The organism is Microbacterium esteraromaticum (genome assembly GCF_016907315.1).
GTDB classification, from domain to species: Bacteria; Actinomycetota; Actinomycetes; order Actinomycetales; family Microbacteriaceae; genus Microbacterium; species Microbacterium esteraromaticum.
In genome coordinates this window covers 1,135,568-1,162,160 of record NZ_JAFBBS010000001.1, presented here as the reverse complement: position 1 = coordinate 1,162,160, position 26,593 = coordinate 1,135,568, and the positions used below count along the sequence as shown (strand labels likewise).

At 69.3% G+C, this 26,593-nt stretch carries 26 protein-coding genes and 1 tRNA gene; 12 read left to right on the top strand and 15 right to left on the bottom strand.

The genetic code is table 11. The annotated features are described in order from the left end of the window. Positions 1-97: 97 nt before the first annotated feature. The 7 genes from JOE67_RS05795 to JOE67_RS05765 all read left to right on the top strand — a co-directional run bounded on the left by JOE67_RS05795 (position 98) and on the right by JOE67_RS05765 (position 8,776). Positions 98-1,864 (top strand): ABC transporter substrate-binding protein, encoded by a 1,767-nt coding sequence (locus tag JOE67_RS05795; RefSeq protein ID WP_204974551.1) that lies wholly within the window; start codon positions 98-100, stop codon positions 1,862-1,864. Between the two features lie 60 nt (positions 1,865-1,924). Continuing rightward, positions 1,925-3,754: an ABC transporter ATP-binding protein gene (locus tag JOE67_RS05790; RefSeq protein ID WP_204974550.1), complete on the top strand. Its 1,830-nt coding sequence runs from the start codon at positions 1,925-1,927 to the stop codon at positions 3,752-3,754. Then, the gene (locus JOE67_RS05785) at positions 3,751-4,698 is read left to right on the top strand and encodes an ABC transporter permease (RefSeq protein WP_204974549.1); all 948 of its coding nucleotides are present in this window, start codon (positions 3,751-3,753) and stop codon (positions 4,696-4,698) included. The genes JOE67_RS05790 and JOE67_RS05785 overlap by 4 nt, the downstream gene beginning before the upstream one ends. Next, positions 4,695-5,660, top strand: a complete 966-nt coding sequence (locus JOE67_RS05780; protein ID WP_204974548.1) for an ABC transporter permease subunit — start codon at positions 4,695-4,697, stop codon at positions 5,658-5,660. The genes JOE67_RS05785 and JOE67_RS05780 overlap by 4 nt, the downstream gene beginning before the upstream one ends. A 92-nt stretch (positions 5,661-5,752) precedes the next feature. After that, on the top strand, positions 5,753-7,132 hold the full coding sequence (locus JOE67_RS05775; RefSeq protein WP_338041515.1) for an aminopeptidase P family protein: 1,380 nt from the start codon (positions 5,753-5,755) through the stop codon (positions 7,130-7,132). A gap of 10 nt (positions 7,133-7,142) precedes the next feature. Continuing rightward, a tRNA-Ser gene (locus JOE67_RS05770) sits at positions 7,143-7,233 on the top strand. A gap of 178 nt (positions 7,234-7,411) precedes the next feature. Then, entirely contained in the window at positions 7,412-8,776 is a 1,365-nt protein-coding gene (locus tag JOE67_RS05765; protein WP_204974546.1) for a peptidoglycan DD-metalloendopeptidase family protein, read from the top strand. Between the two features lie 96 nt (positions 8,777-8,872). Here the strand turns inward: JOE67_RS05765 and mmuM are convergent, their stop codons facing one another. Then, positions 8,873-9,772: a homocysteine S-methyltransferase gene (gene mmuM, locus JOE67_RS05760; protein ID WP_204974545.1), complete on the bottom strand. Its 900-nt coding sequence runs from the start codon at positions 9,770-9,772 to the stop codon at positions 8,873-8,875. A gap of 111 nt (positions 9,773-9,883) precedes the next feature. After that, positions 9,884-11,923, bottom strand: a complete 2,040-nt coding sequence (locus tag JOE67_RS05755) for an MMPL family transporter (protein ID WP_239528004.1) — start codon at positions 11,921-11,923, stop codon at positions 9,884-9,886. A gap of 225 nt (positions 11,924-12,148) precedes the next feature. On the opposite strand from JOE67_RS05755, the gene JOE67_RS05750 reads away from it, so the two are divergent. From JOE67_RS05750 to JOE67_RS05740, 3 genes are read left to right on the top strand one after another with little or no spacing between them, the layout of a single operon-like run. Further along, on the top strand, positions 12,149-12,673 hold the full coding sequence (locus tag JOE67_RS05750; RefSeq protein ID WP_204974543.1) for a GNAT family N-acetyltransferase: 525 nt from the start codon (positions 12,149-12,151) through the stop codon (positions 12,671-12,673). Positions 12,674-12,684: 11 nt separating this feature from the next. After that, a complete protein-coding gene (locus JOE67_RS05745) occupies positions 12,685-13,230 on the top strand; it encodes a YaeQ family protein (RefSeq protein WP_204974542.1) in 546 nt (181 codons plus the stop codon). A gap of 37 nt (positions 13,231-13,267) precedes the next feature. Further along, a complete protein-coding gene (locus JOE67_RS05740; protein ID WP_338041514.1) occupies positions 13,268-13,972 on the top strand; it encodes a TetR/AcrR family transcriptional regulator in 705 nt (234 codons plus the stop codon). A gap of 57 nt (positions 13,973-14,029) precedes the next feature. Here JOE67_RS05740 and JOE67_RS05735 read toward each other — a convergent pair whose 3' ends face one another. From JOE67_RS05735 to JOE67_RS05685, 11 genes are all read right to left on the bottom strand, one after another. Further along, positions 14,030-14,593, bottom strand: a complete 564-nt coding sequence (locus tag JOE67_RS05735; RefSeq protein ID WP_204974541.1) for a DUF3618 domain-containing protein — start codon at positions 14,591-14,593, stop codon at positions 14,030-14,032. Further along, positions 14,590-15,003 (bottom strand): phage holin family protein, encoded by a 414-nt coding sequence (locus tag JOE67_RS05730; RefSeq protein ID WP_204974540.1) that lies wholly within the window; start codon positions 15,001-15,003, stop codon positions 14,590-14,592. The genes JOE67_RS05735 and JOE67_RS05730 overlap by 4 nt, the downstream gene beginning before the upstream one ends. After that, entirely contained in the window at positions 14,981-15,814 is an 834-nt protein-coding gene (locus tag JOE67_RS05725; protein WP_204974539.1) for a hypothetical protein, read from the bottom strand. The genes JOE67_RS05730 and JOE67_RS05725 overlap by 23 nt, the downstream gene beginning before the upstream one ends. A gap of 113 nt (positions 15,815-15,927) precedes the next feature. After that, positions 15,928-16,761 carry a transposase gene (locus JOE67_RS05720; protein WP_204974538.1) on the bottom strand — a complete coding sequence of 278 codons (834 nt, stop codon included), beginning with the start codon at positions 16,759-16,761 and terminating at the stop codon, positions 15,928-15,930. Positions 16,762-16,809: 48 nt separating this feature from the next. Beyond that, positions 16,810-17,121, bottom strand: coding sequence for a hypothetical protein (locus JOE67_RS05715; protein ID WP_204974537.1), 312 nt, complete (start codon positions 17,119-17,121; stop codon positions 16,810-16,812). A gap of 19 nt (positions 17,122-17,140) precedes the next feature. Further along, the gene (locus JOE67_RS05710; RefSeq protein WP_204974536.1) at positions 17,141-19,966 is read right to left on the bottom strand and encodes an ATP-binding protein; all 2,826 of its coding nucleotides are present in this window, start codon (positions 19,964-19,966) and stop codon (positions 17,141-17,143) included. Positions 19,967-20,033: 67 nt separating this feature from the next. After that, positions 20,034-20,684 (bottom strand): DUF2238 domain-containing protein, encoded by a 651-nt coding sequence (locus tag JOE67_RS05705; protein WP_204974535.1) that lies wholly within the window; start codon positions 20,682-20,684, stop codon positions 20,034-20,036. Beyond that, a complete protein-coding gene (locus JOE67_RS05700; protein ID WP_204974534.1) occupies positions 20,681-21,535 on the bottom strand; it encodes an endonuclease/exonuclease/phosphatase family protein in 855 nt (284 codons plus the stop codon). The genes JOE67_RS05705 and JOE67_RS05700 overlap by 4 nt, the downstream gene beginning before the upstream one ends. Before the next feature lie 2 nt (positions 21,536-21,537). Further along, the gene (locus JOE67_RS05695) at positions 21,538-22,329 is read right to left on the bottom strand and encodes a nitroreductase family protein (RefSeq protein WP_204974533.1); all 792 of its coding nucleotides are present in this window, start codon (positions 22,327-22,329) and stop codon (positions 21,538-21,540) included. Between the two features lie 7 nt (positions 22,330-22,336). After that, on the bottom strand, positions 22,337-22,708 hold the full coding sequence (locus tag JOE67_RS05690) for a hypothetical protein (RefSeq protein ID WP_204974532.1): 372 nt from the start codon (positions 22,706-22,708) through the stop codon (positions 22,337-22,339). 98 nt (positions 22,709-22,806) lie between these two features. Beyond that, positions 22,807-24,174 carry an MFS transporter gene (locus tag JOE67_RS05685; RefSeq protein WP_204974531.1) on the bottom strand — a complete coding sequence of 456 codons (1,368 nt, stop codon included), beginning with the start codon at positions 24,172-24,174 and terminating at the stop codon, positions 22,807-22,809. Between the two features lie 121 nt (positions 24,175-24,295). Here JOE67_RS05685 and JOE67_RS05680 point away from each other — a divergent pair, with 121 nt between their 5' ends. Beyond that, positions 24,296-24,697 carry a four-helix bundle copper-binding protein gene (locus tag JOE67_RS05680; protein WP_204974530.1) on the top strand — a complete coding sequence of 134 codons (402 nt, stop codon included), beginning with the start codon at positions 24,296-24,298 and terminating at the stop codon, positions 24,695-24,697. An 88-nt stretch (positions 24,698-24,785) separates the two neighbouring features. On the opposite strand, the gene JOE67_RS05675 is transcribed toward JOE67_RS05680, so the two are convergent. After that, positions 24,786-25,130 carry a hypothetical protein gene (locus JOE67_RS05675; protein WP_204974529.1) on the bottom strand — a complete coding sequence of 115 codons (345 nt, stop codon included), beginning with the start codon at positions 25,128-25,130 and terminating at the stop codon, positions 24,786-24,788. Positions 25,131-25,427: 297 nt separating this feature from the next. Here JOE67_RS05675 and JOE67_RS05670 point away from each other — a divergent pair, with 297 nt between their 5' ends. Beyond that, a complete protein-coding gene (locus tag JOE67_RS05670) occupies positions 25,428-25,910 on the top strand; it encodes an FBP domain-containing protein (RefSeq protein WP_204974528.1) in 483 nt (160 codons plus the stop codon). A 34-nt stretch (positions 25,911-25,944) separates the two neighbouring features. Here the strand turns inward: JOE67_RS05670 and JOE67_RS05665 are convergent, their stop codons facing one another. Next, on the bottom strand, positions 25,945-26,589 hold the full coding sequence (locus JOE67_RS05665; RefSeq protein WP_204974527.1) for a DsbA family protein: 645 nt from the start codon (positions 26,587-26,589) through the stop codon (positions 25,945-25,947). Positions 26,590-26,593 lie beyond the last annotated feature (4 nt).

Below are 26,593 nucleotides of genomic sequence, written 5' to 3'. Positions count from 1 at the left end.
GTGATGTGTAATATGTCACGTATCGCTGGGCGACGATGCCGTGCGATGCTGTCCCCGAACAGGGGCCGTAGACCGAACCGAGAATCGAAGGCGACTCATGGCGAGAAGAAGAATCCTCACGGCAGCGGCTGCGGCTGCAGCCGTACTGCTCATCACCAGCGGATGCTCGACATCCGGCTCCGATGCCGCGACGTCGGAAGGCGAGCCGGTCAAGGGCGGCGTCCTCAAGGTGCTGGCCAACGGCGACGTCGACCACCTCGATCCGCAGCTGGTGGCGTATGTGCCGGTTTACAGCTTCATGCGCGCGATGTCGCGTTCTCTTCTCAGCTATGCCGCGAGCGACGACGCCGAGGAGCGCATCACTCTTCAGCCGGACCTCGCGACCGAGGTGCCCGAGCCCAGCGCCGACGGTCTGAAGTACACCATCACACTGCGTGACGGTACGACCTGGGGAGCGCCGGACGGCGCTCGCGCGATCGTCTCCTCTGACGTCGAACGCGGTTTCAAGCGCCTGTGCAACCCGCTCATCTCCGGCGCGCTGTCGGGCTACTTCATCGACCTGATCGAGGGCATGTCGGCCTTCTGCACCGACTTCTCGAAGATCGCGCCGGAGGTCGAGCCCATGAAGGAGTTCATCGAGGGCAATGACATCTCGGGCATCGCCACCCCCGACGACAAGACCATCGAGTTCACCCTCACCAAGCCGGCCAGCGACTTCCCCTTCATGCTGTCTCTCGACGCCGCCGACCCCGCCCCGGTCGAGGCTCTCGAGTACCTGCCCGACTCGCCCGAGTACCGCAAGGCGTTCGTCTCGTCCGGGCCCTACAAGGTCAAGGAGTACAGTCCCGACGCGAAGTTCGTGCTCGAGCGCAACGACGCATGGGACCCGAAGAGCGATCCACTGCGCAAGGCGTATGTCGACGGCATCGAGATGACGATGGGAGTCGAGGGCGACGCGGCTATGCAGCAGCTGCAGGCCGGCTCTGCCGACGTGCTGTTCGACCTGACCCCGAGTCCCGCGAACATCACGCAGCTGAAGGCCGCGAATGACAAGAACTTCTCCACCATGACCAACGGCGGCGTCGACCAGTTCATGTGGATCAACACCAAGTCGCCGAACAATGACGGGGCCCTGACCGATCTCAAGGTGCGCCAGGCGCTGCAGTACGCGGTCGACAAGGCGGCGGTGGTGCAGACCATGGGAGGAAAGGACCTCGCCGGTGTGACCAACGGCATCTTCGGCCCCGGCATCCTCGGCTACGAGGAGTACGACCCGTACCCGGCGAACGGCGGCAAGGGCGACCCTGAGAAGGCGAAGGAGCTTCTCGCTGAGGCCGGGTTCCCTGACGGCATCACGCTCAAGATGCCGTACCGCAATGTGGGGACGCAGCCCGACATCGCCCAGACCGTGCAGGACAGCCTGAAGAAGGCCGGTATCACCCTCGAACTCACACCCGTCCCACCGACCGACTACTACGCGAACTTCATGACCAACGTCGAGAACGCCACCACCGGCAAGTGGGATGTGGCCCTGGTCGGATGGTCGCCGGACTGGCAGGGCGGTGCCGCGCGCAGCGTGTTCCAGCCGCAGTTCGTGTTCACCGGCACCGCGCAGGCATACAACTACGTGGACTACAACAGCGACAAGGCCAACGAGCTGGCGGAGCAGGCCCTCGCGGCGTCCACCGCCGAGGAGTCCGGAGCGCTGTGGCACCAGGTCGACGAGGCCGTCATGACGGATTCGCCGATCGTCAGCATCGCCTACCGGCTGAAGCCCAACTACCACTCCTCGCGGGTGGCCGGTTTCACTCCGTACGCCCAGAGCCAGAACGGTGACTGGACCAATCTCTGGCTGACCAAGTAGGTCGATGAGACACCACCCGGCGGCGGCCCGCGTCGCCGCCGGGTCCTTCGAAGGAGCACTATGTCACTTCTCGACGTGCGGAACCTGGTCGTCGACATACCCACGGAGGACGGCACGGTGCACGCCGTGCGCGACGTGTCGTTCAGCGTGCAGCAGGGCGAGTTCTTCGGCGTCGTCGGGGAGTCGGGCTCGGGCAAGTCCGTGCTCGTCCAGTCGATCATGGGCCTCGTGGCCGGCGCGAAGACCTCCGGGAGCGCGATGTTCCGAGGTCGCGACCTGCTCACCCTCAATACAGCGGGGATGCGCGCGGTGCGCGGCAAGGAGATCAGCATGATCTTCCAGGACCCGCTGTCGAGCCTGCACCCCCAGTACACGGTCGGATGGCAGATCGTCGAGCAGATCCGTGCGCACGAGAAGGTGAGTGCCCAGGCGGCGAAGGCTCGGGCGATCGACCTGCTCGACAAGGTGCGCATTCCCGACGCCGCAGGGCGCTTCGACGCGTATCCGCACCAGTTCTCCGGCGGCATGCGCCAGCGGGTGATGATCGCCATGGGCCTGTCGCTGGGCCCCGCGCTGATCATCGCCGACGAGCCGACCACCGCGCTGGACTCGACGGTGCAGGCCCAGATCCTCGATCTGCTGGGGGAGATGCGCGAGGACACCGGATCGACCGTGCTGATGATCAGTCACGACCTGGGAGTTCTCTCCCGCGTCGCCGATCGGGTGATGGTGATGTACGGAGGTCGCCGCCTGGAACTGGGGTCGAGCGCGAGCGTGCTGAGCTCGCCCGCTCACCCGTACACGGCAGGTCTCCTGCGCTCGTCATCCTTCAACCGTGAACCCGGCGTGCCCCTCACACCCATCCCGGGACGGCCGCCGAGCCTGCTCGCACCGCCGAGCGGATGCGTGTTCGCGGATCGCTGCCCCGATGTCATGGAGATCTGCCAGACCCGGCCGCCGGTGCGCCGCTACGACGACGGCACAGAAGTGGAGTGCTGGCTCGAGGAGGCGCCCTCGACGCCAGCCGCGCCCGAGCCCCCGGGAGAGGTTCCGGTCGCGACCGACGCTCCCCGGGTGATCGCCGCCGCCTCAGGAGTCACGCTCACCTTCACCCAGCGCCGAAAGCAGACTCGCACGGTGCTCGATGACATCTCGGTCGAGGTGCGTCGTGGCGAGACGCTCGGGCTGGTGGGAGAGAGCGGATGCGGTAAGACCACTCTCGCGCGCACCCTCGCCGGTCTGATCGCGCCCACTTCCGGTTCGATCACCTTCGACGGCCAGGAACTCACGGGTCTCACGCATCGCCAATGGCGCGAGCTGCGCCGCAAGGTGCAGGTCGTCTTTCAGGATCCCTTCGGCTCGCTCAATCCGCGGCGCCGCGTCGGATCGATCATCGGCGACCCGTTCCGCATCCATCGTCTCGAATCCGGTGATGCCCGTCGCGAGAAGGTGCAGGAGCTGATGGAGCTGGTCGGGCTGAACCCCGAGCACTACAACCGCTTCCCCTCGCAGTTCTCGGGCGGTCAGCGTCAGCGCATCGGCATCGCCCGGGCGCTGGCCCTCAGACCGGAGCTGGTCATCCTCGATGAGCCGGTGTCGGCCCTGGACGTCTCTATTCAGGCGCAGGTGCTGAACCTGCTCGAAGATCTGCAGCGCGAGCTCGGCCTCACGTACGTCTTCATCTCGCACGACCTGGCGGTGGTGCGGCATGTCTGCGATCGCATCGCCGTCATGGACGGAGGGCGGATCGTCGAACTCGGCGACGCCGAGACGCTGTACCGGGATCCGCAGCATCCGTTCACCCGAAAGCTGCTCGCCGCCGCCGCCCCCGAGGTGCGGCAGCAGGCGCGGGCCCGCACGCTCATTGATGCCGGAGGAGAAGCCGCATGAAGATCATGACCCCGCGCACCGCGCTGATCGCGGCGCGCAACTCGGCCGATGTGCAGCTGAAGGGGTCGTGGCGGCTGACGTTCGAGCGACTGCGCCGCGATCCGGCGAGCATCGGATCGGTCGTCGTCATCCTGCTGATCGTGCTCTTCGCCGTCTGTGCGCCGGTGATCGCGGCGGCGACCGGTCATGGCCCCACCGATCAGTTCCGGGAGACGGGTCTGAGCCCTGAGGGCATGCCAGTGGCACCCAACGCGGAGTTCCCGCTCGGCACCGATCAGCTCGGCCGCGACATCCTCGTGCGCCTGGCATACGGTGCCCAGGTGTCGCTGCTGGTCGGCGTGGTGGCGTCCATCGCCGCATCCTTCATCGGTGTGGCCGTGGGGATCATCGCCGGGTTCGTCGGGGGAGTGACCGACACGGTGCTCAGCCGTGTCACCGACCTCGTGATGAGCGTGCCGTTCCTGCTGTGCGCGATCGCCTTGGTCTCGGTCATGGGCCCCAGCCTCGGGTTGTCCATCGCGGTGATCGTCTTCTTCAGCTGGACGGGCCTCGCCCGCGTGATCCGCGGTCAGGTCGTCGCGCTGCGGCATCGCGAGTTCGTCGAGGCGGCGCGATCGCTCGGGTCGTCGCGCTGGTCGATCATGTTCCGCGACATCGTGCCCAACCTCGTCGTGCCGATCATCGTGTACACGACCCTGATGATCCCGTCGGCCATCGTCTTCGAGGCGACGCTGTCGTTCCTCGGGCTCGGCATCGTGCCGCCGACGCCGAGCTGGGGCAACATGCTCGCCGACGCCGCCAACGGCTCGATCTACCTCGTCGCCTGGTGGATGGTAGTCGTCCCGGGCGCGGCTCTGCTCGCGCTCACGCTGTCGTTCAACCTGCTTGGCGACGGTCTGCGCGACGCGCTCGACCCGTCGAGCCGTTCGGGAGGCCGCAAGTGACCCGCTTCATCATGTCGCGCATCGGCTTCGGGCTGCTGGTGCTGTTCCTGCTCAGCGTGTTCGTCTTCTTCCTCTTCTACGTCACCCCCTCCGACCCGGCACGGATCATCGCCGGCGACAAGGCGACGGAGGAGCTGATGGCGCAGATACGCACTAAGCTCGGCCTCGATCAGCCGATCCACGTGCAGTACCTGCAGTTCATCGGCAATCTGCTGCAGGGAGACCTCGGCTACTCGTACCGCTCGAGCATGCCGGTGACCGAGCTTCTCGCCTCGCGTATCCCCGTGACCATGTCGCTCGTGTTCGGCGCCGTCGTGCTGTGGCTCGCGATCGGCATCCCGATAGGTATCACCTCCGCCCGCCGTCCTGGTACCGTGCGCGATCGCGCCGGACAGGCGTTCGCCATCGTGGGCATCAGCTTTCCCACGTTCGTGCTCGGCATGGTGGCGCTCTACCTGCTCTACTTCCTGCCTTCCCGCGCCGGCATCATGCTCTTCCCGCCGAGCGGATACGTGCCGCTTCTGCAGGACCCGGTCGGCTGGGCATGGCATCTTCTGCTGCCCTGGCTCACGCTCGCGCTCGTGGTGGCGGCCGTTTACGCGCGTCTGACCCGCGGGCAGATGCTCGAGGTGCTCGGACAGGACTATATCCGCACCGCGCGTGCGAAGGGACTCACGGAGCGGCGAGTGACGTACGTGCATGCCTTCCGAAGCGCGATGCCTCCGCTGGTCACTCAGCTGGGCATCGACATCGGACTCATGCTCGGCGGAGTGATCGTGATCGAGCAGGTGTTCGGCCTGCTCGGTGTCGGCAACCTGGCCGTCTCGAGCGTCGCGATGCAGGATCGCCCGGTCGTGATTGCCATCGTGCTCCTGGGCGGGCTCTTCGTGGTCGTCTCGAACCTCATCGTCGACGTCCTGTACGCGGCGATGGACTCGCGCGTGCGCACCGCCGGCCAGTGAGCGCGTCTGTCAGAAAGGAACCCATGACTCTCGATCATGCCCACGCTCCCACGGCGGCCTCCATGCCCGCGCCCGCGGAGCGAGACCCTCGGATGCCCAGGCTGACTCTGTCGCCGGGCTTCGTCCGCTCGATGCAGAGCGGATGGGGTCAGGCCGATCGCACGCCGCGCCTCGGCGTCGGCGCTGCCGAGGCCGCGGCTGCGCACCGCGCCCGTCTCTCGTCGGCTCTGCCGGGACGTCGCATGGCCGTCGCCGCCGGCCGCGCGCCGATGCGCGCGAACGATTCGGCGTACGAGTTCCGCGCCGACAGCGACTTCCTCTGGCTGGTCGGCGTCGCGATCGAGGGCGCCGTGATCGTGCTCGAGCCGGTCTCAGGCGGACATGACGCGACGCTGTATCTGCCCGCGCCGTTCCGGCCCGGAGATGACGGATTCTTCGGATCGGCGCTGTACGGAGAACTGTGGGTCGGGCCCATGCCCGGCCTGGAGGAGTACGCGGATGCCCTGGGCATACGCACTCGCTCGGTCGACCAGCTCGCGATCGATGGCGGCACCGTGTGCGCAGGGGCCGGCGGGCTGGGTGCTGATCGATCGGATGAACTCGCGCGCGTGCTGTCGGAGCTGCGGATGGTCAAAGACGCCTGGGAGATCGACGAGTTGCGCGCCGCGGTCGACGGGACGATGGATGGCTTCGCCGCCACCGTCGCAGAGATCCCTGCCGCCGTGCGCCGGGGCGGGGAGCGCTGGCTGCAGGGCACTTTCGACCGGCACGCGCGCACCGTCGGAAACGGCCCCGGGTACACGACGATCGTCGGATCGGGTTCGCACGCGCCGATCCTGCACTGGGTGCGCGCAGACGGCGACGTCGATCCCGAGGCGCTGCTGCTGCTCGACATGGGCGTGGAGCGGCGTTCGGGCTACACGGCCGATGTCACGCGCACGTTCCCCGCATCCGGGGCCTTCACGGCGGTGCAGCGGCAGGTGCATGATCTCGTCGAGCGCTCGCACCGCGCAGGACTGGCGGCCGTTGGGCCGGGGCGTCCGTGGAGCGACTTCCATGTCGCGTGCATGGAGGTCCTCGCGCAGGGGCTGCACGACTGGGGCCTGCTCGACGTGTCGGTCGATGAGGCGCTGTCGCCCGACGGCCAGCACCACCGGCGCTTCATCGTGTGCGGGGTGGGCCACCACCTCGGCATCGATGTGCACGACTGCGCAGCTTCGTCCTACGCGGCGTACCAGGGAGCCGAGATGCGCGAGGGCATGGTGCTGACCGTCGAACCCGGCCTCTACTTCCATTCCTTCGACGAGACGCTCCCGCCAGAGCTGCGAGGCATCGGGGTCCGGCTCGAAGACGATCTTCTCGTCACGAGGAGCGGCTCCGAGGTGCTGTCGGATGGGATCCCCATAGATGCCGACGGGATCGAAGCGTGGATGCGCTCGCTCGATTCGCGCTCAGGGTGGGGAATGTCGTAAGCTGGACGACGGTGACGTGTCCGAGCGGCCGAAGGTGCAACTCTCGAAAAGTTGTGTAGGGTAACCCCCTACCGTGGGTTCAAATCCCACCGTCACCGCCATGAAAGCCCCCGAGAAATCGGGGGTTTTCGCATGTCCGGGTCCTGCGCACGCGCAGGTCCGGATGCGTGGGCATCCGCTGCGCGCATCCGTCTTTCCCCTCGTGTCTGGTCAGGGATCCGATCGCACCGCTAGTGTCATGACCATCGGCGTTCCCCCGCGCCATTCGACCGGAGAATCATGAACTTCAGATCACGCCATGCGCTGGCCCTCTCGACCGCGATCGCGCTGGGGAGCGCGGCGCTGTCCCCAGCCGCCGCGGTCGCCGCCGTGCCCGTTGCCGCAGCCGCCACCACCGCCCCGATTGCGGCCACCCCCGTGCCTGCGGCGACGGCCTTCGTCATGCCGCTCGCGGCGAAGTCGTACACGCTCTCGGCGTGGCAGGGTCCGCGCTGCATGCCGATGCCCGGCGCATCGACGGCGCACGGCGGGGTCGACCTCGCGGCCAAGAGCGGTTCGCCGATCTATGCCGTGGCGGCCGGCGTCGTGACCGCCACCGTCTCGGGGTCGACCTCGGTCAACGGGCGCATCGAGATCAAGCACACCGTCGGCAACGTCACCTACACGACGAAGTATCTGCACATCTGGTCGGCGACGACGCACGTCAAGGTCGGTCAGGTCGTCGCGGCCGGACAGCAGATCAGCTCTGTGGGCTCGAGCGGGAACTCCACCGGTCCGCACCTGCACCTCGAGCTCTGGGAGCAGTCGACGAGCGGCAACAGGCAGCTCGATCCGGTCCCCTGGCTGAAGACCCGCGGCGTCGACCTGGCAGCACGGGCTACCGCGGTCACGGCCAAGCCGATCCCCACCACCTGCACCTACTACACGACCGGAGCAGTGAACCTGCGCGCAGGAGCCTCGACCGCGACCGCCATCGTCGCGAATCTCGCCGCTGGCACCATGGTCACCGCGGTGCCTGGCAAGGTCACCAACTCGTTCCTGCCCGTCGTGGCTGGCTCACGCAGCGGATGGATCGCGAACTGGCTGCTCAGCCCGACACGCCCCGTCGTCACGACTCCGAAGCCGACTCCGACGCCCGTGCCGAAGCCGACCACGACGCCCGCGCCGAAGCCGACTCCGACGCCCGTGCCGAAGCCCGCTCCGACGACCGTGCCGAAGCCTGCTCCGGCTCCGGCGGGAAGCTCGTCATCTGCGGCCGTCTACAAGACCTCTGGGGCGGTGAACCTGCGACCGACGGCGTCGACGAGCAGGAGGCCTCTGCTGATGATCCCGAAGGGCAAGAGCGTCGGGCGGATCCTCGCGTCGAGCGGTTCCTGGCGAAAGGTGACCTACGCAGGGAAGACCGGCTGGGTGTACAAGACCTACCTCACGAACGCGGCGGCGCCCTCTGCTGCGCCGAAGCCGACCACCTACACGACCACGGTGGCGGTGAACCTCCGACCCACGGCGTCGACGAGCAGGAGGGCGCTGCTGACGATCCCCAAGGGCAAGAGCGTCGGCCAGGCGCTCGCATCGAGCGGTATCTGGCGAAAGGTCACGTACGCCGGAAAGACCGGCTGGGTGCACAGCGGCTACCTGCGCTGACGCCCGAGCGGGTCGGATCCCGCGCTTATCCATATGAGAGGGCCCCCGAGAGGTCGGGGGCTCTCTCATATCCGGGTGGACGCCACGAGTCGACGGCTACCCCCGCAGCTCTGCGGCGATACCGGCGATGGCGCCAGGACCGATGCGACAGCATCCGCCGACGAAGCGTGCCCCGGCATCGACCCAGGCGCGGGCGAGAACGGTCTCGAAGCCGGGCTCGCCGGTCCATCGGCGCGCGGCACCGTCCCAGACCTCCCCGGAATTGGGGTAGGCGATCGCAGGCTTGCCGCTCGCGTCGACGGCGGAGCGCACCGCCGCGAGCACGTCGCCGGGCGCACAGCAGTTCACGCCGACCGCCACGATCCCGGTTCGCTCGTGAGCCATGGCGAACGCCTCGCGTGCCGGCCGACCGTCGCGCAGCAGATCACCGGCTACCGTGCACGACAGCCATGCGGGCACCTCGAACTCCTCGGCGAGCTCGACGAGCACTCCCACCTCGTCGAGGTCGGGAATCGTCTCGAGAGCGAGCAGGTCAGGACCTGCGCCGACCAAGAGCTCCATCCGCGGGGCGTGGAAGTCGCGCAGCGCTGCGCGGCTCAGCCCGTATCTGCCCCGGTACTCGGATCCATCCGCGAGCACGGCTCCGTAGGGGCCTACCGATGCGGCGACGAGCAGGGCGGGGCCGTCGATCTGAGAGTCGGCGACCTCGTCGCGCACGTCGCGGGCGATCATCACGCTGCGCCGGATGAGGTCGGCGGCTTCGGCATGACTCATCCCCGCGCGCTCGAATCCGCTGAAGCTCGCCTGGTAGCTGGCGGTCGTGGCGACATGGGCGCCGGCCGCGAAGTAGGCCCTGTGCGCGGCAGCGATCTCGGCGGGCGCGTCGCGCAGCAGCCGTGCGGTCCACAGGTCGTCACTGAGGTCATGCCCCCGGTCGCCGAGTGCGTTCGACAGTCCGCCGTCGAGCACCACCACTGGGGTCTCTGTCGTCGTCATCGGCGTCTCCTCTCGAGCGTCGAGCAGCGTCGCGCCCCGCGCGCGGCTGCTCGACGCTTCGGATCGTACCGAGCCGCGGCACGAGCCGTCGCATCGATGACGTTCCGCTGTTCACGGTGCTGTCATGACGCGATCGCGAGACTCACGGCGGCCCGCCTCCGACGCAGCCTCCTCGGGTGACGTGACCCGTCGGCTGGCCGGCGGGCGTCCTGGCCACCAGAACCGGTCGCCGATCAGTGCGAAGACAGCGGGCACGACCACGGTGCGCACGACCAGGGTGTCGACGATCACGCCGATGCCCACGATGAGTCCGAGCTGACCGAGGGTGACCAGCGGCAGAACGCCGAGCGCGGCGAACACCGCCGCGAGCACGATGCCCGCGCTGGTGATCACGCCCCCGGTATGCGCGATCGCCTCGACCATTCCCGCTTTGGTGCCGTGCTCCGCAGCCTCCGCGCGTGCGCGATGCACGAGGAAGATCGTGTAGTCGATGCCGAGCGCGACGAGGAACAGGAAGGCCAGCAGCGGCACCTGCAGATCGAGCGCATGCTGCCCGAGAAGCACCCTGCTCAGCCACGCCCCGGCCCCGATCGCGGCGACGGCGCTGGCGAGGTTCACGAGCAGCAGCAGCACCGGTGCCACGATCGAGCGCAGAAGCACGAGCAGCACGATGAAACTGGCAGCCAGCACGAGTGGTGCGATCAGGAACAGGTCCTGCTGGTTCCCGGCTCGCGCGTCGAGGTCGGTTGCGACAGCCCCGCCGACGACCGCGTCCGCGCCGCGCACCTGATGCACCGCATCGCGCAGTTCCGTGATCTGATCCAGGCTCTCGGACGAGCTCGGCAAGAACTCGCTCGTCACCATGATCTGGGTCAGCGAGTCGTCGACGCTCGTGCCGACCGGATGCGCCCTGACGATGCCCTCCACGCCTTCGAGCGCTGAGAGCACGGCATCCGTCTCGGCGGTGCGCGTGACGACGAAGACAGGCTGAGCGTCGCCGGGCGGGAAGTGCTCGGCCAGCACCTGCAGGCCGGTCGCCGACTCCGACTGCACCCGGAACTTCTGCACCTGGTCGAGCCCGACGGAGGTGCCGATCAGACCGGCAGCCATGACTGCCAGCAGTGCACCCGCCGCAAGCAGGCTGAGTCCCGGCCGACGCACGACCCTGGTTGCGACGGCTCGCCACCCCCGCCCTTGCGTCCTGCCCTGACCAGGGCGCGGGACGAACGGCCAGAACACTCCGCGTCCGCACACGGCGAGCAGCGGCGGAAGAAGGAACAGCACCGCTCCGAGGGCGATCAGCAGCCCGATCGCGCTGGAGATGCCGAGACCGTGCGTGCCGGGGATCACGGCGAGCACGAGGGTGAGCAGCGCCAGCACGACCGTGACGTTCGATGCGACGATGGCCGGAACCGTCTGGCGCCAGGCGGAGCTCAGGGCCCGCCTGTGGTCATCGGTCTGAAGCAGCTCCTCGCGGTACCGCGAGATGAGCAGCAGCGCGTAGTTCGTGCCGGCGCCGAAGACCAGCACGCTGATGATGCCCGAGTCGAACTGCAGATCCCATGCAGCGCCCGCCGCTGCGGTCATCCGCCCGGCCAGGCCATCGGCCAGAGCGACCACGACCAGCGGAATCAGCCAGAGCACGGGCGAGCGATAGGTGACGATCAGCAGGATCGCCACGATCAGGATCGTGACCAGCAGCAGCGTGAGGTCGGCACCGGCGAAGGCAGACACCACGTCTGCACCGAACGCGGGACCGCCCGTCAGCTGAAGCGTCAGGCCGTCGACGGGGCTGTCGGCGAGATCCGCACGAATGTCGCCGATGACCTCGGCGGCCTCGGTGCTGCTGCCTCCGACCCTGATCGGCGCGACCAGCAGAGCCGCCTCACCGTCTTCGCTCACCAGCGGGCCCGAAGGGGCAGCGTCCGCGTGCTCGTCGAGCACGGGCAGCAGCTCGGTCAGCGCTGCGAGATCGCGGTCCGACAGGTTCTCGCCGTCATCGCGCGATGCCACCACGAGCACGGACTGGCGGTCGGCATTCGGGAACTCCTTCATCAGCGCTGCGGTCTTCGCCGACTCGCTGCTCGCCGGCGCCTGGGCGGTGCCCTCCGGGGCTTTCGCAGAACCGAAGAGGCCGAAGAGCGTCGTCATGATGAGAAGGACGAGTCCGAGGGAGACCCAGGCGCCTCGGCGAGAGGTCAACCGGTCCGCGAACCGTGCAGGGGCAACAGAATCTGGCATGTCATCAACACCATCACCGCGGCTGTCCGCGGTCATCGATCGAAAGGACGAGATCGTGCCGCGGGTGTCCGCAGCCCCACCTGCTGACCGAGCGGATCGGTGGCGGATGTCTGCGCCCGGTGCGAGACTCCATCGATGGCAACCCTCTCTCTCCGCCTGTGGTCGGACGCCGACCTGCCGCTGCTCCGGCAGGCGAACACGCCGGAGATGACCGAGCATCTGAACGGGCCCGAGACCGAGCAGCAGCTGATCGCAAGGCATGAGCGCTATCTGCGTCACGTCGCGTCGGGCGAATCGCGCCTGTTCGTGATCGTCGAGGACGAGCATCCGGTCGGCTCGATCGGCTACTGGAGAACGGTCTGGCGTGAGGAGCCGGCGTTCGAGACCGGCTGGTTCGTGCTGCCCGAGGCGCAGGGGAGGGGGATCGCGTCGGCCGCCCTCGCGGCCGTCGTTCCGGATGCTCGTGCGCACCGCGACGGGAGGCGGATGCTCATCGCCTGCCCCGGCGTCGACAACCCCGCCTCGAACGGGGTCTGCCGCCGCAACGGCTTCACGCTCGTGGGAACCTTCACCGAGACGTTCCGCGAGAAGGCGCTGACCATGAACGAATGGGTGCTCGACCTCGTGGCGCCAGAAGGATCCGGCACCGCGCCCGCGTAAGCTCGGATCTCATGGCTGCAGGCGCGACGATCCACACCTTCGATGTACAGCTGGCCGACGTCGACCGCGGCGTCTACGACGAGCTGACGCTGCGCGTCGCGCGGCATCCCTCCGAGGCCGACGCCTACATGCTCACCCGGCTGCTGGCGTACTGCCTCGAGTACGAAGAGGGCATCGCGTTCACCGAGGGCGTCGCCGCGACCGATGAGCCGGCCGTGCTCGTGCGCGACCTCACCGGCCGCATCACCGCGTGGATCGAGGTCGGTGCGCCCGACGCGACCCGGCTGCACTACGGCAGCAAACTCGCCGACCGCACGGTCGTCTACACGTACCGCGATCCGGCGAAGGTGATCGCGAACTGGGCAGGCAAGACCATCCACGCGGCCGATGCCATCGTGCTCCACAGCTTCGACGCCGGCTTTCTCGACGACGCCGCAGCAGCGCTCGCCCGCCGCAACACGATGACGGTCTCGGTCACCGAACGCCAGCTCTATCTCGAGCTCAACGGCTCCCACCTCAGCACGGCCGTGCACGAGCATCCGATCCGCACGGCCTGAACCGCCCGCTCCGAGAACCCGGGGATAGGATCGGCACGTGCACGAGCTGCCGCAGGACTCAGCGAGAAGCGGCTCGCGGGGGCGAGGGCTCACCCGTGAGTCGATCGTCGCGGCCGCGCTCGCGCAGATCGACGAATCGGGCGTGCACGCGGTCTCGATGCGCTCGCTCGCACAGGCCCTCGACGTCGAGGCGATGTCGCTCTACCGCTATATCCGCGGCCGTGAAGACCTGCTCGAGGGCGTGGTCGCCCTGCTCATGAGCGACCTCGTCAGCACCCTCGACGACGAGGTGGCCGCGCACTGGCAGGGGTTCCTGCAGGCGATCGCTCATCAGGTGCGCGTGATCGCCGTGGAGCACCCGCGTGCGTTCCCGCTCGTCGCGTCGCGGAACCCGGCGGCGCCCTGGCTTCGACCTCCGCTGCGCAGCATCGAGGTCGTCGATGCCTTCCTCACCGCGCTTCTGGAGCGCGGCTTCACCGATGCGCAGGCCGTCGCGACCTATCGGTCGTTCTCGAGCTTCCTGCTCGGGCAGCTGCTGCTCGAGGCCGCCGTGCATGACGATCCCGTCGAGCCGCCGCCCGACACCACCGCGGAGCAGGACGAGCCGGAAGCAGAGGCCCGCGCTCCGCAGGTGTTCCGACTGCGCGAGAAGCTGAGCGAAGACCGCAGCCGCGAGGAGTTCGAGGTCGCCCTCGAGGCGCTGCTCGACCGCCTCGAGAACAGCCTGGCTCGTCAGCACTGACGACGCGAAGCGGGCGGGCTCCGAAACCGGAGCCCGCCCGCATCATGCGAGAGCGCGTCAGCTGTTCGCGACGTTGTCCCGTGCATCCTGAGCGTCGTGCTTGACCTCGCTCGCGGCGTACTGCGCCTCTTCCTTCACCGCGGCGACCGAGTCCTTGGTCGTGGCGGTGACCGAGTCGACCGACGCCGCCAGCGGCTCCCTCAGGTGCTCGCCGACCTCCTTGGCGACATCCGTCGCCTCGTCGATCAGCGGCTGAGCCTGATCCTTCACCGTCGAGGCGATCTCCTTCTCCTTCGACGAAGCGGGGAACAGCGAGGCCAGCACCAGACCGGCGCCGAAGGCGATCAGGCCGACGGCGAGAGGATTGCCCTCGGCCTTCGACACGACCCGGTCCTTCACGTCGCCGGCATGCGCACCGGCATCCGAGATCGACGAGCTGGCGTCGTCAGCGGCGCCCATCACGCGGTCGCGCACCGAGCCGAACGCGCCCCGCACCTTGCCCATCTGCCTGTCGACGATCTTCGACGGGGTGACCTTGTCTGCCAGGGCGTCGACGTCCATGCCGAGGTCCTGACGGGTCCGCTCGATGTCCGAGCGGATCTCATCGGCTGAATTGCTCATCGGTTCTCCTCATTTCTCTTCAGCGTGTCCGGGATCTCCTTGAGGGTCTCCACGGTCTGCGGTGCTCCTTCGACCTCCTGCAGCTGGCCACGTCCGACCATGAACAGCACGAGGGCGATCACCGCCCAGATCACGGCGACGATGACTCCCGACCATCCGCCGCCGATGAGGGTGCCCAGCGCCCACCAGAGCGCCATCGACAGGAAGAACACGGCCATCAGCGCGCTGTAACCCGCTGCGCCCATCAGCCCCGCGCCCTTGGCGGACTTCGCCGCCGACTCCTTGAGCTCTGCCTTCGCCAGCGCGACCTCCTGTCGCATCAGCGTGGAGATGTCTCGAGACACCTCGCCCAGCAGCTCACCGAGCGATGTCGATGCGGCCTTCTGCTCAGATGGTGTCGGGTCGGTCATAGCCGGCCTCCCCGCTGGCATCCGCTCGGGTCGAGCGGGTCTGGGTGTACAGCGGCGTCTCGGTGGCGCCTGCGGACGTGCCGCCGGTCAGGGTGGGGGCCGAGTGATCCGGCTGCACCTGCGTCACGGGAGGCACCGGCGGGGCCGGAGGCATCGGCGGTGCCGGCGGAGCAGGCGGCGTCTGCGCTGCGGCGTGCTTCTGATCGGATGCGTCGGCTGCGAGTGCCCTGGTCAGCCGGCCGATGATGACTCCGCCGATCGCCGCCGCCAGGATGAATGTGCCCGGCTTGCGGCGTGCGTAGCGCTTGACCTCGGTCAGCACCGCGCCGGGATCGCGATCGCCCAGCCAGGTGGCTGCTGCTGACACGCGTCCGGATGCCTGCTGCACCAGGTCGGCGGCGATGCCCGTTCCCGTGGAGCTGTTCGCCATCGAGCCGAGCTCGTCGCCGACGGACCGCAGTCCGGTGGCGAGTCGCTGCTGCTGGGTGTTCGCCTGATCGCGCAGCTCGCGCTGAGTCTGTGCGTACAGGTCCCTGGCCTGCATCTTCGCCTCGCCGATGACGGCAGAGGCTTCGTCCTTGGCCGCGCCCACCACATCCTTCGCGTGGCCGGTGGCGCTGTCCTTCAGATCAGATGCCTCGTGCTTGGCGGCATCGACCTTGCCCTGCGAGCCCGAGGAGGGCGTGTGCGTGCCAGACGGCGGCATCTGCGATCCCCCCGGCTGCGTCTGCGAGCCGTGCGGCTGCGCGTCCGCGCCGTAGGCGGGTGCTCCCGAACCGCTCGGGCTGGTCGTCTCGAAATTGTCCGACATGAGTGCTCCTTTTCGCGGACCGATCGGTGGATCGGTGCACCATGTCTAAGCCCGGGGAGGCCCTGACCCAGGGCCCTTGCCATCCTGTGCCTTACGGTGTAAGTCCGCGCGAGTCACTCAGCCCGCAGCGTGTCGAGCCGCTGCTGCGCCTCGGTCAGCGCCTCCGCCGCCTCGGCGCGCGAGGACTCTGCGCCGGCGGCATCCGTCTCGGCCTGCTGACGATCAGCCCGCAGTCGCGACAGCTCCTTCTCGACCTCGGCGATACGTGCGGCCAGCTGATCCAGACGGCCACGCGCCGACCGGGCATCGCGGTCCGCCTTCTCGACAGCGCGCTCGGCGCGCTCCCGCGCCTTGTCGGCATCGCGCAGGGCCTGCTCGGCCTTGCGCCGCTCGCGCCGAGCGGCGACCTCGTCGGCGACGGGCGCCGGTGCCGCGGGAGCCGCGGGCCGCCCTCCTGCGACGGCCGCGTCGAGGTCGACGGATCCGGTCGGCTCCAGATCGCGCACCAGGCGTCCGGATGCCACGGCCGCAGCCGCATCGGGGTCGAAGAACGCCGCCGAGATGGTCTGCCGCACCGCTTCCAGCGTCGCGTCGGTCACGCGCGCGCCCTGCGCCGTCGCCAGCGAGGCGGCCTCGACGGCGAGCTGATTCGTCAGCGCGCGCCGTTGTCGTCCGAGCTGCGACAGTGTCGCCGCATCGAGATCCTCCTGCGCCTCGCGCAGCTCGGCGGCCAGCTGCAGCGCCTGACCGAGTCGTGCAGCCCTGTCGCGCGCGAACAGGTTGACCACCCACGCGGCGACGCTCGGCTTGCGGAGCGCCCGCACCGCCCTCGCCAGTTCCGCCTCGCCGGCCTCGCCGGCGCGCGCATTGCGGGTCGCGATGAACGACTCGGGCGGTGCGGCGTACAGCTCAGCGGCGATGGTCTCGAGGTCGCCCTGGTCGCTCATGCGAGCGACCCTACCGCGCTGCCGGCCGCGGGGTGAGCGGTCGTGTGATCAGTCGTTCTTCGTCGCCTCTTCGGCAGCCCGCATCGCGGCATCGCCCTCTTCCTGCGATTCCGCGCCTGCGTCTGCGGCGGGATCGTCGTTCGAGGCGGGCTCGCCGTCGGTGGTCGGCATCTGCTGGCTGTCGAACTGGCCGTCGGGCAGCGCCTCGTCGGCGGTCTGCGCGGCGTCGTTCTGACCGGCGTCGGCGGCTGCGTCGTGGTGCTCGTCGGGGTTTCCGTTGTGGTGAGTCATGCGGCCATTGCACTCCGGGTCGCGGCCGAGGGGCAGGGGCGTGACGGCGACGCGTGCGACGAGTATCATGCCGCGAACCGCGGGGAACTCAGCGATCGGCCGCCGAACGGGCGCTGCGAGCATCGAGACGGTGGGCGAAGTGGACGGCGAGCTCGGTGCGCGAGCGCAGTCCGAGCTTGGTGAGGATGTTCGACACGTGGGTCTCGACGGTGCGTCGCGAGATGAACAGCTCCTGAGCGATCTCGAGGTTCGTCTCGCCCGTGGCGACATGCCGCGCGATGCGCTCTTCCGTGCGGGTCAGCGCCTCCCAGCCCGACGACGGGCGGACGCGCGCGGCTACCCGCACCGAGATGCCCGCTCGTCGGAAGGATGCCCCGGCGCGCCTCGCCTCGTGATCGGCCCCGACCTCGGCGTAGGAGTGCAGCGACGCCTCGGCGAGGACGCGCGCACGGTCGTCGCGGGCGGGCAGGGCGAGAGCCGCGTGCTCGGCGACGCGGGCGTGGTCGAGGCGCCGAGGGGTCGCGGCGAGCAGCTGCTCCGCGTCGATGAGCGCATCGGCACGGCTCTCGGCGACGCCCCGCACCGCCAGTGCGGCCGCCTGGAGGTGCGCGACCTCCGGGTTCCTGGCGGCGAGGGCATCCATCGCCTCGACCACCTCATCGCACCGATCGGGCTGCCCTCGCCACAGCTCGATGACGTCGAGGGCGATCTCGGCGCAGTCCATCAGCAGTCCGGCGCCGTGCAGGTCCTGCCAGCCGCGCCACATCGTCTCCCTGGTGGCGGCGGCGTCGCCGCGGGCGCGAGCGAGCTGACTGTGCCCGAGCCAGACCCACGAGCTGCCCCGCCAGCGCCACGCCGTGCGGCTCTGCGACGGATCGACGTCGGCGGCCGCTGCGCGCGCGGCATCCGGCCCGCGCTGCAACGCGACGACCCATGCGCGGAGTCCGCGCACCGGCGGGTCGAGACGCACGTCCATCGCGTCGAGCAGCGCCGTGTGCGCCTCGAGCTCTGTGGCGATGTCGGCGAGATTGCCGCTGTGGGTGCGTGCGTGCGCCGCAAGCGTGCGTGTGGTGAGGATTCCGGCGCGGAAGCCGAACCGCTCGCAGATCTCGATGCTGCGGGCCAGCATCGCCGTGGCTTCGTCGTGCCGTTCGACGTCGGCGAGGGCGACGGCGAGGCAGGCGTGGGGGAACGCCTCGATCGCGGCGACCGACGGATGCTGCTCGGCGAGCTCCACCGCCCTGGTGAGCAGCCGCACCGCGTCGTCGAGGTCGCCGCGCCCATTGACGATCAGGCCACGCAGCGTCAATCCGGTGATCTCGGCGGCCGTGTTGCCGCTCTGCGTGGCGAGTGCGGTGCCCTCGTCGGCGAGCCGGAGCGCTGTCTCCGGATCGCCGAGAAGCAGTGCGGGCCACCCGCCGAAGACGAGGTGCGCCGCCCGCTCGGCGGGGGGAAGGCCGGGCGACGCCGCGTACTCGCGCGCCCGGTGCAGCGTCTCGACGTGCCGGTTCTGCAGCAGCAGAGACCGCAGCTCGATGCCGCGCAGCGGCATGCCGGACTCGGCGCCGCGCAGGTGCGCGAGCGCGGTTGCCGCCAGCTCTCCTGCGGCGCGAGCACGGCCGCCGCTCAGCGCTGTGCGTGCCAGACCGGCGATCGCTGCGATGTGCTGCGGATCCGATGCGTCGGTCTCGGACGCGACCCGTTCCCAGAGCTCCGCGGCGGTCACGGGAGCCGCCGCGGCCGTGCGCTGCGCCAGTTCGAGCAGCCAGGGAAGGTCCTCTCCGAGCGTCGGTGCCCGCAGCACGTGGCCGGCGACGGTGGCTGCCGGCACTCCCGCCGAGTCGAGGGTGAGGGCCACGTCGCGATGCAGCTGCGCGCGCACCGCCGTCGGCACGTCGTGCAGGAGGACGTTCTGGATGAGCTCATGGCGGAAGCCGAGGGTGTCGTCGTCGATCTCGGCGAGGAACCCGGCCGCGTACGCCTGCCGCAGCAGCGGGGCCAGCTCTCCCATCGGCCGGTCGGCCACCAGCCGCAGGTGCGCGACCGAGAACCGCGTTCCGAGCAGGGCCGCGGTGGTGAGCAGCTCACGGGTCGCCAGATCGAGATGGCTGAGGTGGCGCATGATGACCATCGCGAGCGAGGGCGACGGATCGGCGGGGATGCTGTGCAGCGAGGCGCCGCGAGGCCCGACCGTCACCGCGCCGTCGCGCAGCAGCGCGCGCACCATCTCGGTGAGGAACAGCGGGTTCCCTCCCGCCGCGGCGACGTACCGGCGCAGCGTCGCGTCGACTCTCGCTCCGGTGAGGCGCTCGGTGATCGCGTCGCACATCGGCTGGGGCAGCGGCGCCAGGTCGACCGCGCGCAGCAGGTCCTTCTCGTCGAGCACGCCGAGCAGGTGATCGAGCTCGGGCGCGACCTCGTGACTGGCCTGGGTGCGCAGCGACGCGACGATCGCGAGCGGGAGGTGGGCGAGGCTGCGGCTGAGTCGTGTGAGCAGCCGCAGTGACGCGGCGTCGGCCCAGTGCAGATCGTCGAGGACGAGCACGGCGGGCTCGCGGGTCGACGAGTCGATGGCCGAGAGCAGCCGCTCGCCCGCGACGTGCTCGTTCTGCTCTGCCGCCGTCCGCCGATCCTGCTCGGTGAGCAGCGGGGCGAGCGCGTCGAGCAGCATGCCGTAGGCGCGGCGGCGGTCCATGGCATCCGCCGCTCCGCGCAGCACCGTTCGCGAGGCGGGCGCCTGAGCCACGGCGGCATCGATGAGGGCGCTCTTGCCGATGCCGACCTCGCCGCGCACGACGATGAAGAGACCGCTCGTGAGGCCGGAACGTGCCAGATCGATCAGCTGCGCGAGTTCGACGTCGCGGCCGATGAAGATCCGTTCCGGTGGCGCCGGGGGGAGCGCCTGTGCTGGCATGGAGATGCCACCGCCTCTCTGCCCCCCACCTGGATTGTAGCCACGCGACACCCCTGCCCAGGGGTGTTCACCTGTGCGGGATTGCCTCGTCACAGTCGCGAGCCTCACCCGCGCCGGGCGTGCGACGCGCGTCGGGCCCGGGATCCGCCGGGCGGCGCACGTCGAGCAGCGTCAGCACGACTCCGGCCGCCACTCCGCCCAGCCCGCCGAGGATCATGTCGCCGATGGTGTCCTGGTAGCCGACGTGGATCGCGTCGCTGATGTACACCGACCCGAACCACTCGATCATCTCCCAGACGGCACTCAGCGCGAGCGCGATGAGGGGGACGAGCACCAGAGGAGTCCTCGAGCGCGGTCGCGCGGCTGCCGTGATCCCGACCACGTCGGCACGGGTCAGCACCTCGGCGGCGATGACGGCCAGCACACCGGTGCACGCGAAATGCACCACCAGATCCCATGAGGGGATCGCGGCGTAGAGGTCGAGCAGGTTGCTCCAGGCTGCGACGAGAACCGTCGCACAGGCGGCGGTGTCGAACCAGCCCTGAAAGCCCAGCATCCGGGGCAGCATGAGCGCGGGAAGGGCGAACGCGGCGACGCCCGCAGTGGTCGGCTTGAGCCAGAGCGCGGCCGCGACCACACCCAGGATGCCGACGACCCGCAGGGCATCGGCCGTCCACTCCGCCGCGGTGCGGGGCGGACGCAGGAAGTCCTCTTTCATGCCTGCTCCTCTTCGAAGCGCAGAACCGCGTGCACGGGCAGGTGATCCGACGGGCGGCGCCCGCCGGGTGCCGCGGTGTTCACAGCGACTGTGCGCACCCGGACGCCGGGCGTCGTCAGGATGCGGTCGAGCACGCGCCCGCCGATGCGCGGTGCGCGGTACCCCGGGTAGGTGCCCCAGCGTGCACCGCGTCTGTCGATCGCCGTGTCCCAGCTATCGGCCAGCACCCCGTGCTCGTGCAGCGCGCGCACGGCGGGCGAGCCTGCCCCGGCGTTGAGGTCGCCCGTCACGACCGCGGGCAGCCCGCGCTCCGAGACCAGTCGGCGGATGCTGATCGCCGACCGCAGACGTGATCGCGACGACAGGTGGTCGAAGTGCGTGTTCACCGCGAGGAATCGGGCACGCGTGGCCCGCTCGGCGAACTCGGCCCAGACGACGACCCGCGGGATGAGGTTGCCCCACCCCGTCGAGCCCGATCGGTGTGGCTCATCCGAGAGCGCGTGCTGGCCCCAGTCGTGCAGCTCGAGGCGCGCGGGGTCGAAGACGATCGGGGTGCCCTCGCCGCGGCCGTCCGAGCCGCGCCCGATGCCGATCGCGCGGTGCCCGGCGCCGAGCGAGTCGCGCACGCTCGCCATGACCCTCGGCAGTGCTTCCTGCAGCCCGAGCAGTGTCGGCCGCTCGGCCGCGAGCAGGTCACGAACCGCGGGCTCCCGCCACGTCCACCGATCGGCGCGCCTGTGCAGCATCCCGTCTCCGGCGCGGCGGATGTTGAAGGTCATCACGTGCACGTCGGGCGCGGCGACGGGCCCGATCAGGGCATCCGTCGATGGTGTCGGCCCGACGCGCCTCACCGTCAGCCGTCCCAGCCCTGCTGCGGCGTCTCGCAGGTCTCACGGAACACGAACTGCGAGGGCAGCTTGCGCTGCGAGCTCGACCAGTCGATCGCGGGCCGCCGCTGCTCGGCGGGCAGATACCCGAGCCGGTAGACGGCCATGAGCTCGAGATCGTCAGGCACATGCAGCAGCTCGATGATCTCGTCCCACCGGCCCGGCGCCTCCATCGGGAAAGAGATGAACTGGATGCCCATCCCCAGCTCGACCGTGGTCAGCCAGATGTTCTCCATCGCAGCGCCCATGCTGAACACCGAGTAGAACGACGACAGCTCGCCTGGTCGGTACTCGCTGCGGTCGAGCATCACGCCGAGCAGCAGAGGCGAGCCGGCGACGAGCTTCGCGTTCTCCGACCCGAGCGTCTTCGGAACGCCGAGTGAGTTCATCAGCTTCTGGCCACGCGAGGTGAACACCTGGCTGGTGAAGGGCCGCAGCACCGCCGGCAGCTTGTCGAACAGCATCCCGCTGCGCTTCTGCTCCATCTCCGCCTGGCTGAACCGGAAGTAGGGCTTGTAGCGCTCGAAGAACGTGCCGTTCGACATGACCTCGGTCATGCTCTCGCCCGAGATCTTCGCGATGCGCTCGATCGTCTCGCGCTGCTCGATCACCACGAACCGCCACGGCTGGCTGTTCAACTGCGAGGGTGCGCGGCTCGCGGCCTCGATCAGCAGTCGCTGGTGCTCTTCGCTCACGGGGTCGGGCAGGAACGGCCCGTTGGTGGTCTTTCGTCGGCGGACGACGTCGAGGAATTCCATGGTGCTCCTATCGGCGGGAGGTGACGACGCCGGCGACGATGAACGGCGCGGCGGTGAGGGCGATGAGCGGATGCCGGCGGGTGTGCGTGCCCGTATAGGGGATGACGGCGAGGGGCACCAGCGCGGGGGAGAGCGTGAGAGCTGCCCGTCGATCGCCGCGGATGCCGGCGACGAGGGCGAGGATCGTGGTCGAGACGGTCGCGATGTAGAGCGCGTGATGCACCCAGCGGAACCGGCGGGTGTCGATCAGGCGGGTCGCGACGGCCGCGCCGAGCGCGCAGTTGGCTGCGTAGCAGAGGCCGGATGCCAGGAACGCGGCCGAAGAAGAACGGCGGTGTCTCGCCGATCGCCGTCGTCGTGTCCTGGTCCTGCGGGTCATGGGATCAGCACATCACGCCGCGGGCATTCGGCGCGAGGGGTTGCGCTCGTGCCGACGGCGCGACAGTCTCGGGTGGCACTCGGCTCAGCGTCCCCTGGTCAGTCCGCTGTGGGCTCGGCCGGATTGCGCCGGATGCCGATCCACGACACCACACCGCCCGCGGCGAACAGCGCGGCCGTGACGGTCGCCGCGCTGTGGAACCCGTCGAGGTCGAGCGACCCGCCGACGATGGTCGACAGGAGGGCGACCACCAGCAGGCCGGCCACGCGGGAGACGGCGTTGTTGACCGCCGAGGCGATGCCGCTGCGGCGCTCGTCGATCGCGCCGAGGATCGCCGAGGTGAGCGGGGCGACCGTGAGCGCGAGACCGAGGCCGAGCACGATCATCGACGGCAGCACCTGCCACCAGTAGTCGAAGTCGCGGCCGACGGTGAGCAGCAGCAGGGCTCCGACCGCCATCAGCAGGGGGCCCACCGTCATGAACAGCCGCGGCCCGAGGCGTCCCGCCCACGCACCGGCTCGCGACGACAGCAGGATCATCAGCACCGTGATCGGCAGGCTCGCGAGCCCAGCCGCGGTGGCGCTGAGCCCGGGGCCCTGCTGCAGATAGACGCCGATCACGAAGCCGTTCAGCGAGAGCGCCGCGTAGATGAACAGGGTCGAGATGTTCCCCCACCCGAAGTTGCGCACGGTGAACATCGACAACGGCAGCAGCGGATGCGCCGAGCGGGCCTGCCGCCAGACGAAGACCGCGAGCAGCACGAGACCGGCCGCGCCCGGCATCCAGATCCAGGGCGATGTCCACCCGAGCCGCTCCTGCTCGATCAGCGCGAAGACCACCGCGCCCAGTCCGAGCGCGCACAGCACTCCGCTGACCCAGTCGACCCGCACGTCGCGTTCGTGTTCGGGCAGATGCAGTCGGCCGAGCAGTACGAGGTTCACAGCGATCGGCAGCACGTTGATGAGGAAGACGAACCGCCAGGTCAGCAGATCGACGAACAGGCCTCCCATGAGCGGGCCGACGAGCTGCGCCGCAGTGGTGAACGCCGTCCACACGCCGATGGCGCGCGACTGCACCTCGCCGCGCATGGTCGCCGTGATCAGCGCCAGCGAGCTCGGCACGAGCAGCGCGCCCGCAGCACCCTGCGCAGCGCGGGCGATGATCAGCACCAGCGGATCGGGGGCGGCCGCGACGGCGAGCGACGCGATGCCGAAGGCGATGAGGCCGATCCGCATCACGCGCACGCGGCCGTAGGCATCCGACAGCGAACCCGCCAGCAGGATCAGCGCACTCAGCGTGATCAGGTACGCGTCGACCACCCACTGCTGCGTGGCGATGCCGCCGCCGAGTTCGCGGCTGATCGCCGGGAGCGCGACGGTGACCACCGTGCCGTCGAGGAAGGTGACGAAAGAGGCCAGCACGGCGACCGAGACGACCAATCGCTGCAGGGGCGTGAACGTGGGCACAGGGTGACCCTACTCCCGGCCATCGACGTGCGCCGTGCGCAGGCGTACTCTGGCCGCAGGCGGGACGACCTGCCCCGTCGAAGACCCGGTGTGTGATCGGACGATGAAGGCGGTGCGAGCCATGGATTCGATGATGATGGACGCGATGGCGACGGAGATGAAGTCGTCCGGCATGGAGATGATGGACATGTCGGTCATGCAGGCCTGCATGGATGCCTGTGCGGCATGCGAGCAGGCCTGTACGGTCTGCTCGACGCAGATGATGGACTGCAGTGTCGCGTGCATGAACTGCGCCGACATGTGCGGCACTACGATGCGCTCGATGCTGCGGATGCAGGGCATGACCGCACCCGTGATGATGTCGATGCTCGACGCCTGCATCGCCATGTGCAGCATGTGCATGGATGAGTGCGCACAGCACGCCGAGCACAGCGACGTCTGCCGGATGTGCGCTCAGGCCTGCAAGGGGTGCATGGACGCATGCATGGCCATGCGCGACATGATGATGAAGATGGCGTCCTGACCCCGGCTCACAGGCCACGTTCGAATCGCTCATCTGGTCGTTCTCGGCCGCCGTTCGCAGCCATTCGAGCGATTCGACAGCGCCGCGGTCAGCGCGCGACGTTGTACAGCACGCGGCCGACGGCCAGCACGTCGTAGGCACCGTGCAGCGCGACCGGCGTTCCCGCCGGCGCCTCGAGCGCGGCTCCGCCGGCGCTCCAGAGCGAGATCAGCTCGCCGTCGAGCGTGCGCATGCGGATGCGTCCGGATGCCGCATCCGCGGCCTCGACGACGCCATCCACCCAGCTCAGCGGGGTGGCCGACGCCATCCGCGCCTGGATGAGGTGCAGAGCATGCCCAGGGGCGAAGGAGGAGCAGACGTCGCCGTGGTCGCACATGCACGCCGCACGCTCACGCACCTCGAGGGGCGAAAGGCGGGTCTGCGGCGTGTTCACGGTGGTTCTCCTCACGATCGGATGAACCGAGAGTACGTCCGGGTCGCAGGTGCGTCGAGCGGCGCCGACACGGGGCGAAACACGGGCGGCGTACACTGGACGCCGTGTTGTCTGCAGAGTGCGCCTTTCCGGCGCGAGAGGTGATCGTCGGCGCGTCGCGCGCCGACGGCAGAGGCTGAGAGCGATCCGGCGGCGGAACTCCCGTCACCGGTGGCTCGTGGTATCCGGCATCCGATCTGAAGGATGCCCCAGTCCTCGCCGACGCCCGTCGGCATCTCGACCAGAAAGCACTCTCTCATGCGTCCCATCGACGAGCGCGCCATCCGCGCATCCTTCCGCAACGCCTCCCGCAAGGAGGCGTCGTCTCTGACCCTGCCCCCCGACTTCGATCGCATCGACTTCGAGCAACTCGACTACCTCGGCTGGTTCGACCCGAAGATGCCCCGCCGCGCCTACGTCGTCGCCGAGGTCGATGGCGAACCGGTGGGGGTCCTCCTGCAGCGCGCCGAGCAGCGAACGCGCCGGCGCGCGCAGTGCTCGTGGTGCGATGACGTCACACTGCGCAACGACGCGCAGTTCTTCTCGGCGCGCAAGGCCGGTGCCGCCGGACGCAACGGCGACACCATCGGCACGCTGATCTGCGAGAACTTCGGCTGCTCGGCCAACGTGCGCCGGCTGCCCGCTCTCGCGTACGAGGGGTACGACCGCGAGCTCGCCCGCGAGCTGCGGATGCTGCGCCTTCGCGAGCACGTCGACGCGTTCGTGCGCGAACTCGGCTGACGTCCGCCGGCGGAGGGGGCTCGCGCCCCTCCCGTCAGCGCGACTGCGCCTCGATGATCGCCTTCTCGAGGTCGCCCCACTTCTCGAGCGTGAGCATCTGCCCGTCGACGAAGAACGTGGGCGTGCCCTCGACACCCAGGAAGGTGCCCTCCGACCTGTCGCGGCGCACGCGCTCGGAGGTGGCGGGGTCTTTCACCGCTTTGTCGTAGGCAGCCATGTCGAGGCCGATCTCCTCGGCCAGAGTGCGGAAGACCGCCGGGTCGGGCTCGGCGGCCTCGCCCCACTGGGCCTGCGTCTCGAACAGCCGCTGGTACATCGCCTCGAACTCGCCCTGCTGCGCTGCGGCTTCGGCGGCGAGTGCGGCGTTCATCGAGTTCACGTGGCCGGGCAGCGGGAAGTAGCGCACCGCATAGGTGATCTGCCCGTCGTACTTCTGACGCAGCTCTTCGACGACGGAGTAGAACGCGCCGCACGCCTCGCATTCGAAGTCGAGGAACTCCACGACGGTCACCGCGTCGGGTCCGCCGTCATCGAGCACGTGCGACTCCTCGCGCAGCACCTGAGGCTTCGGGTCGTTCTCGGACTCGGCGCGCTGCGCGACCGCCCACACGAGAAGGCCGATCAGCAGCAGCATGACCAGGCCGCCGGTGATGATGACGGCCTTGACGGAGTTCTTCATGCTC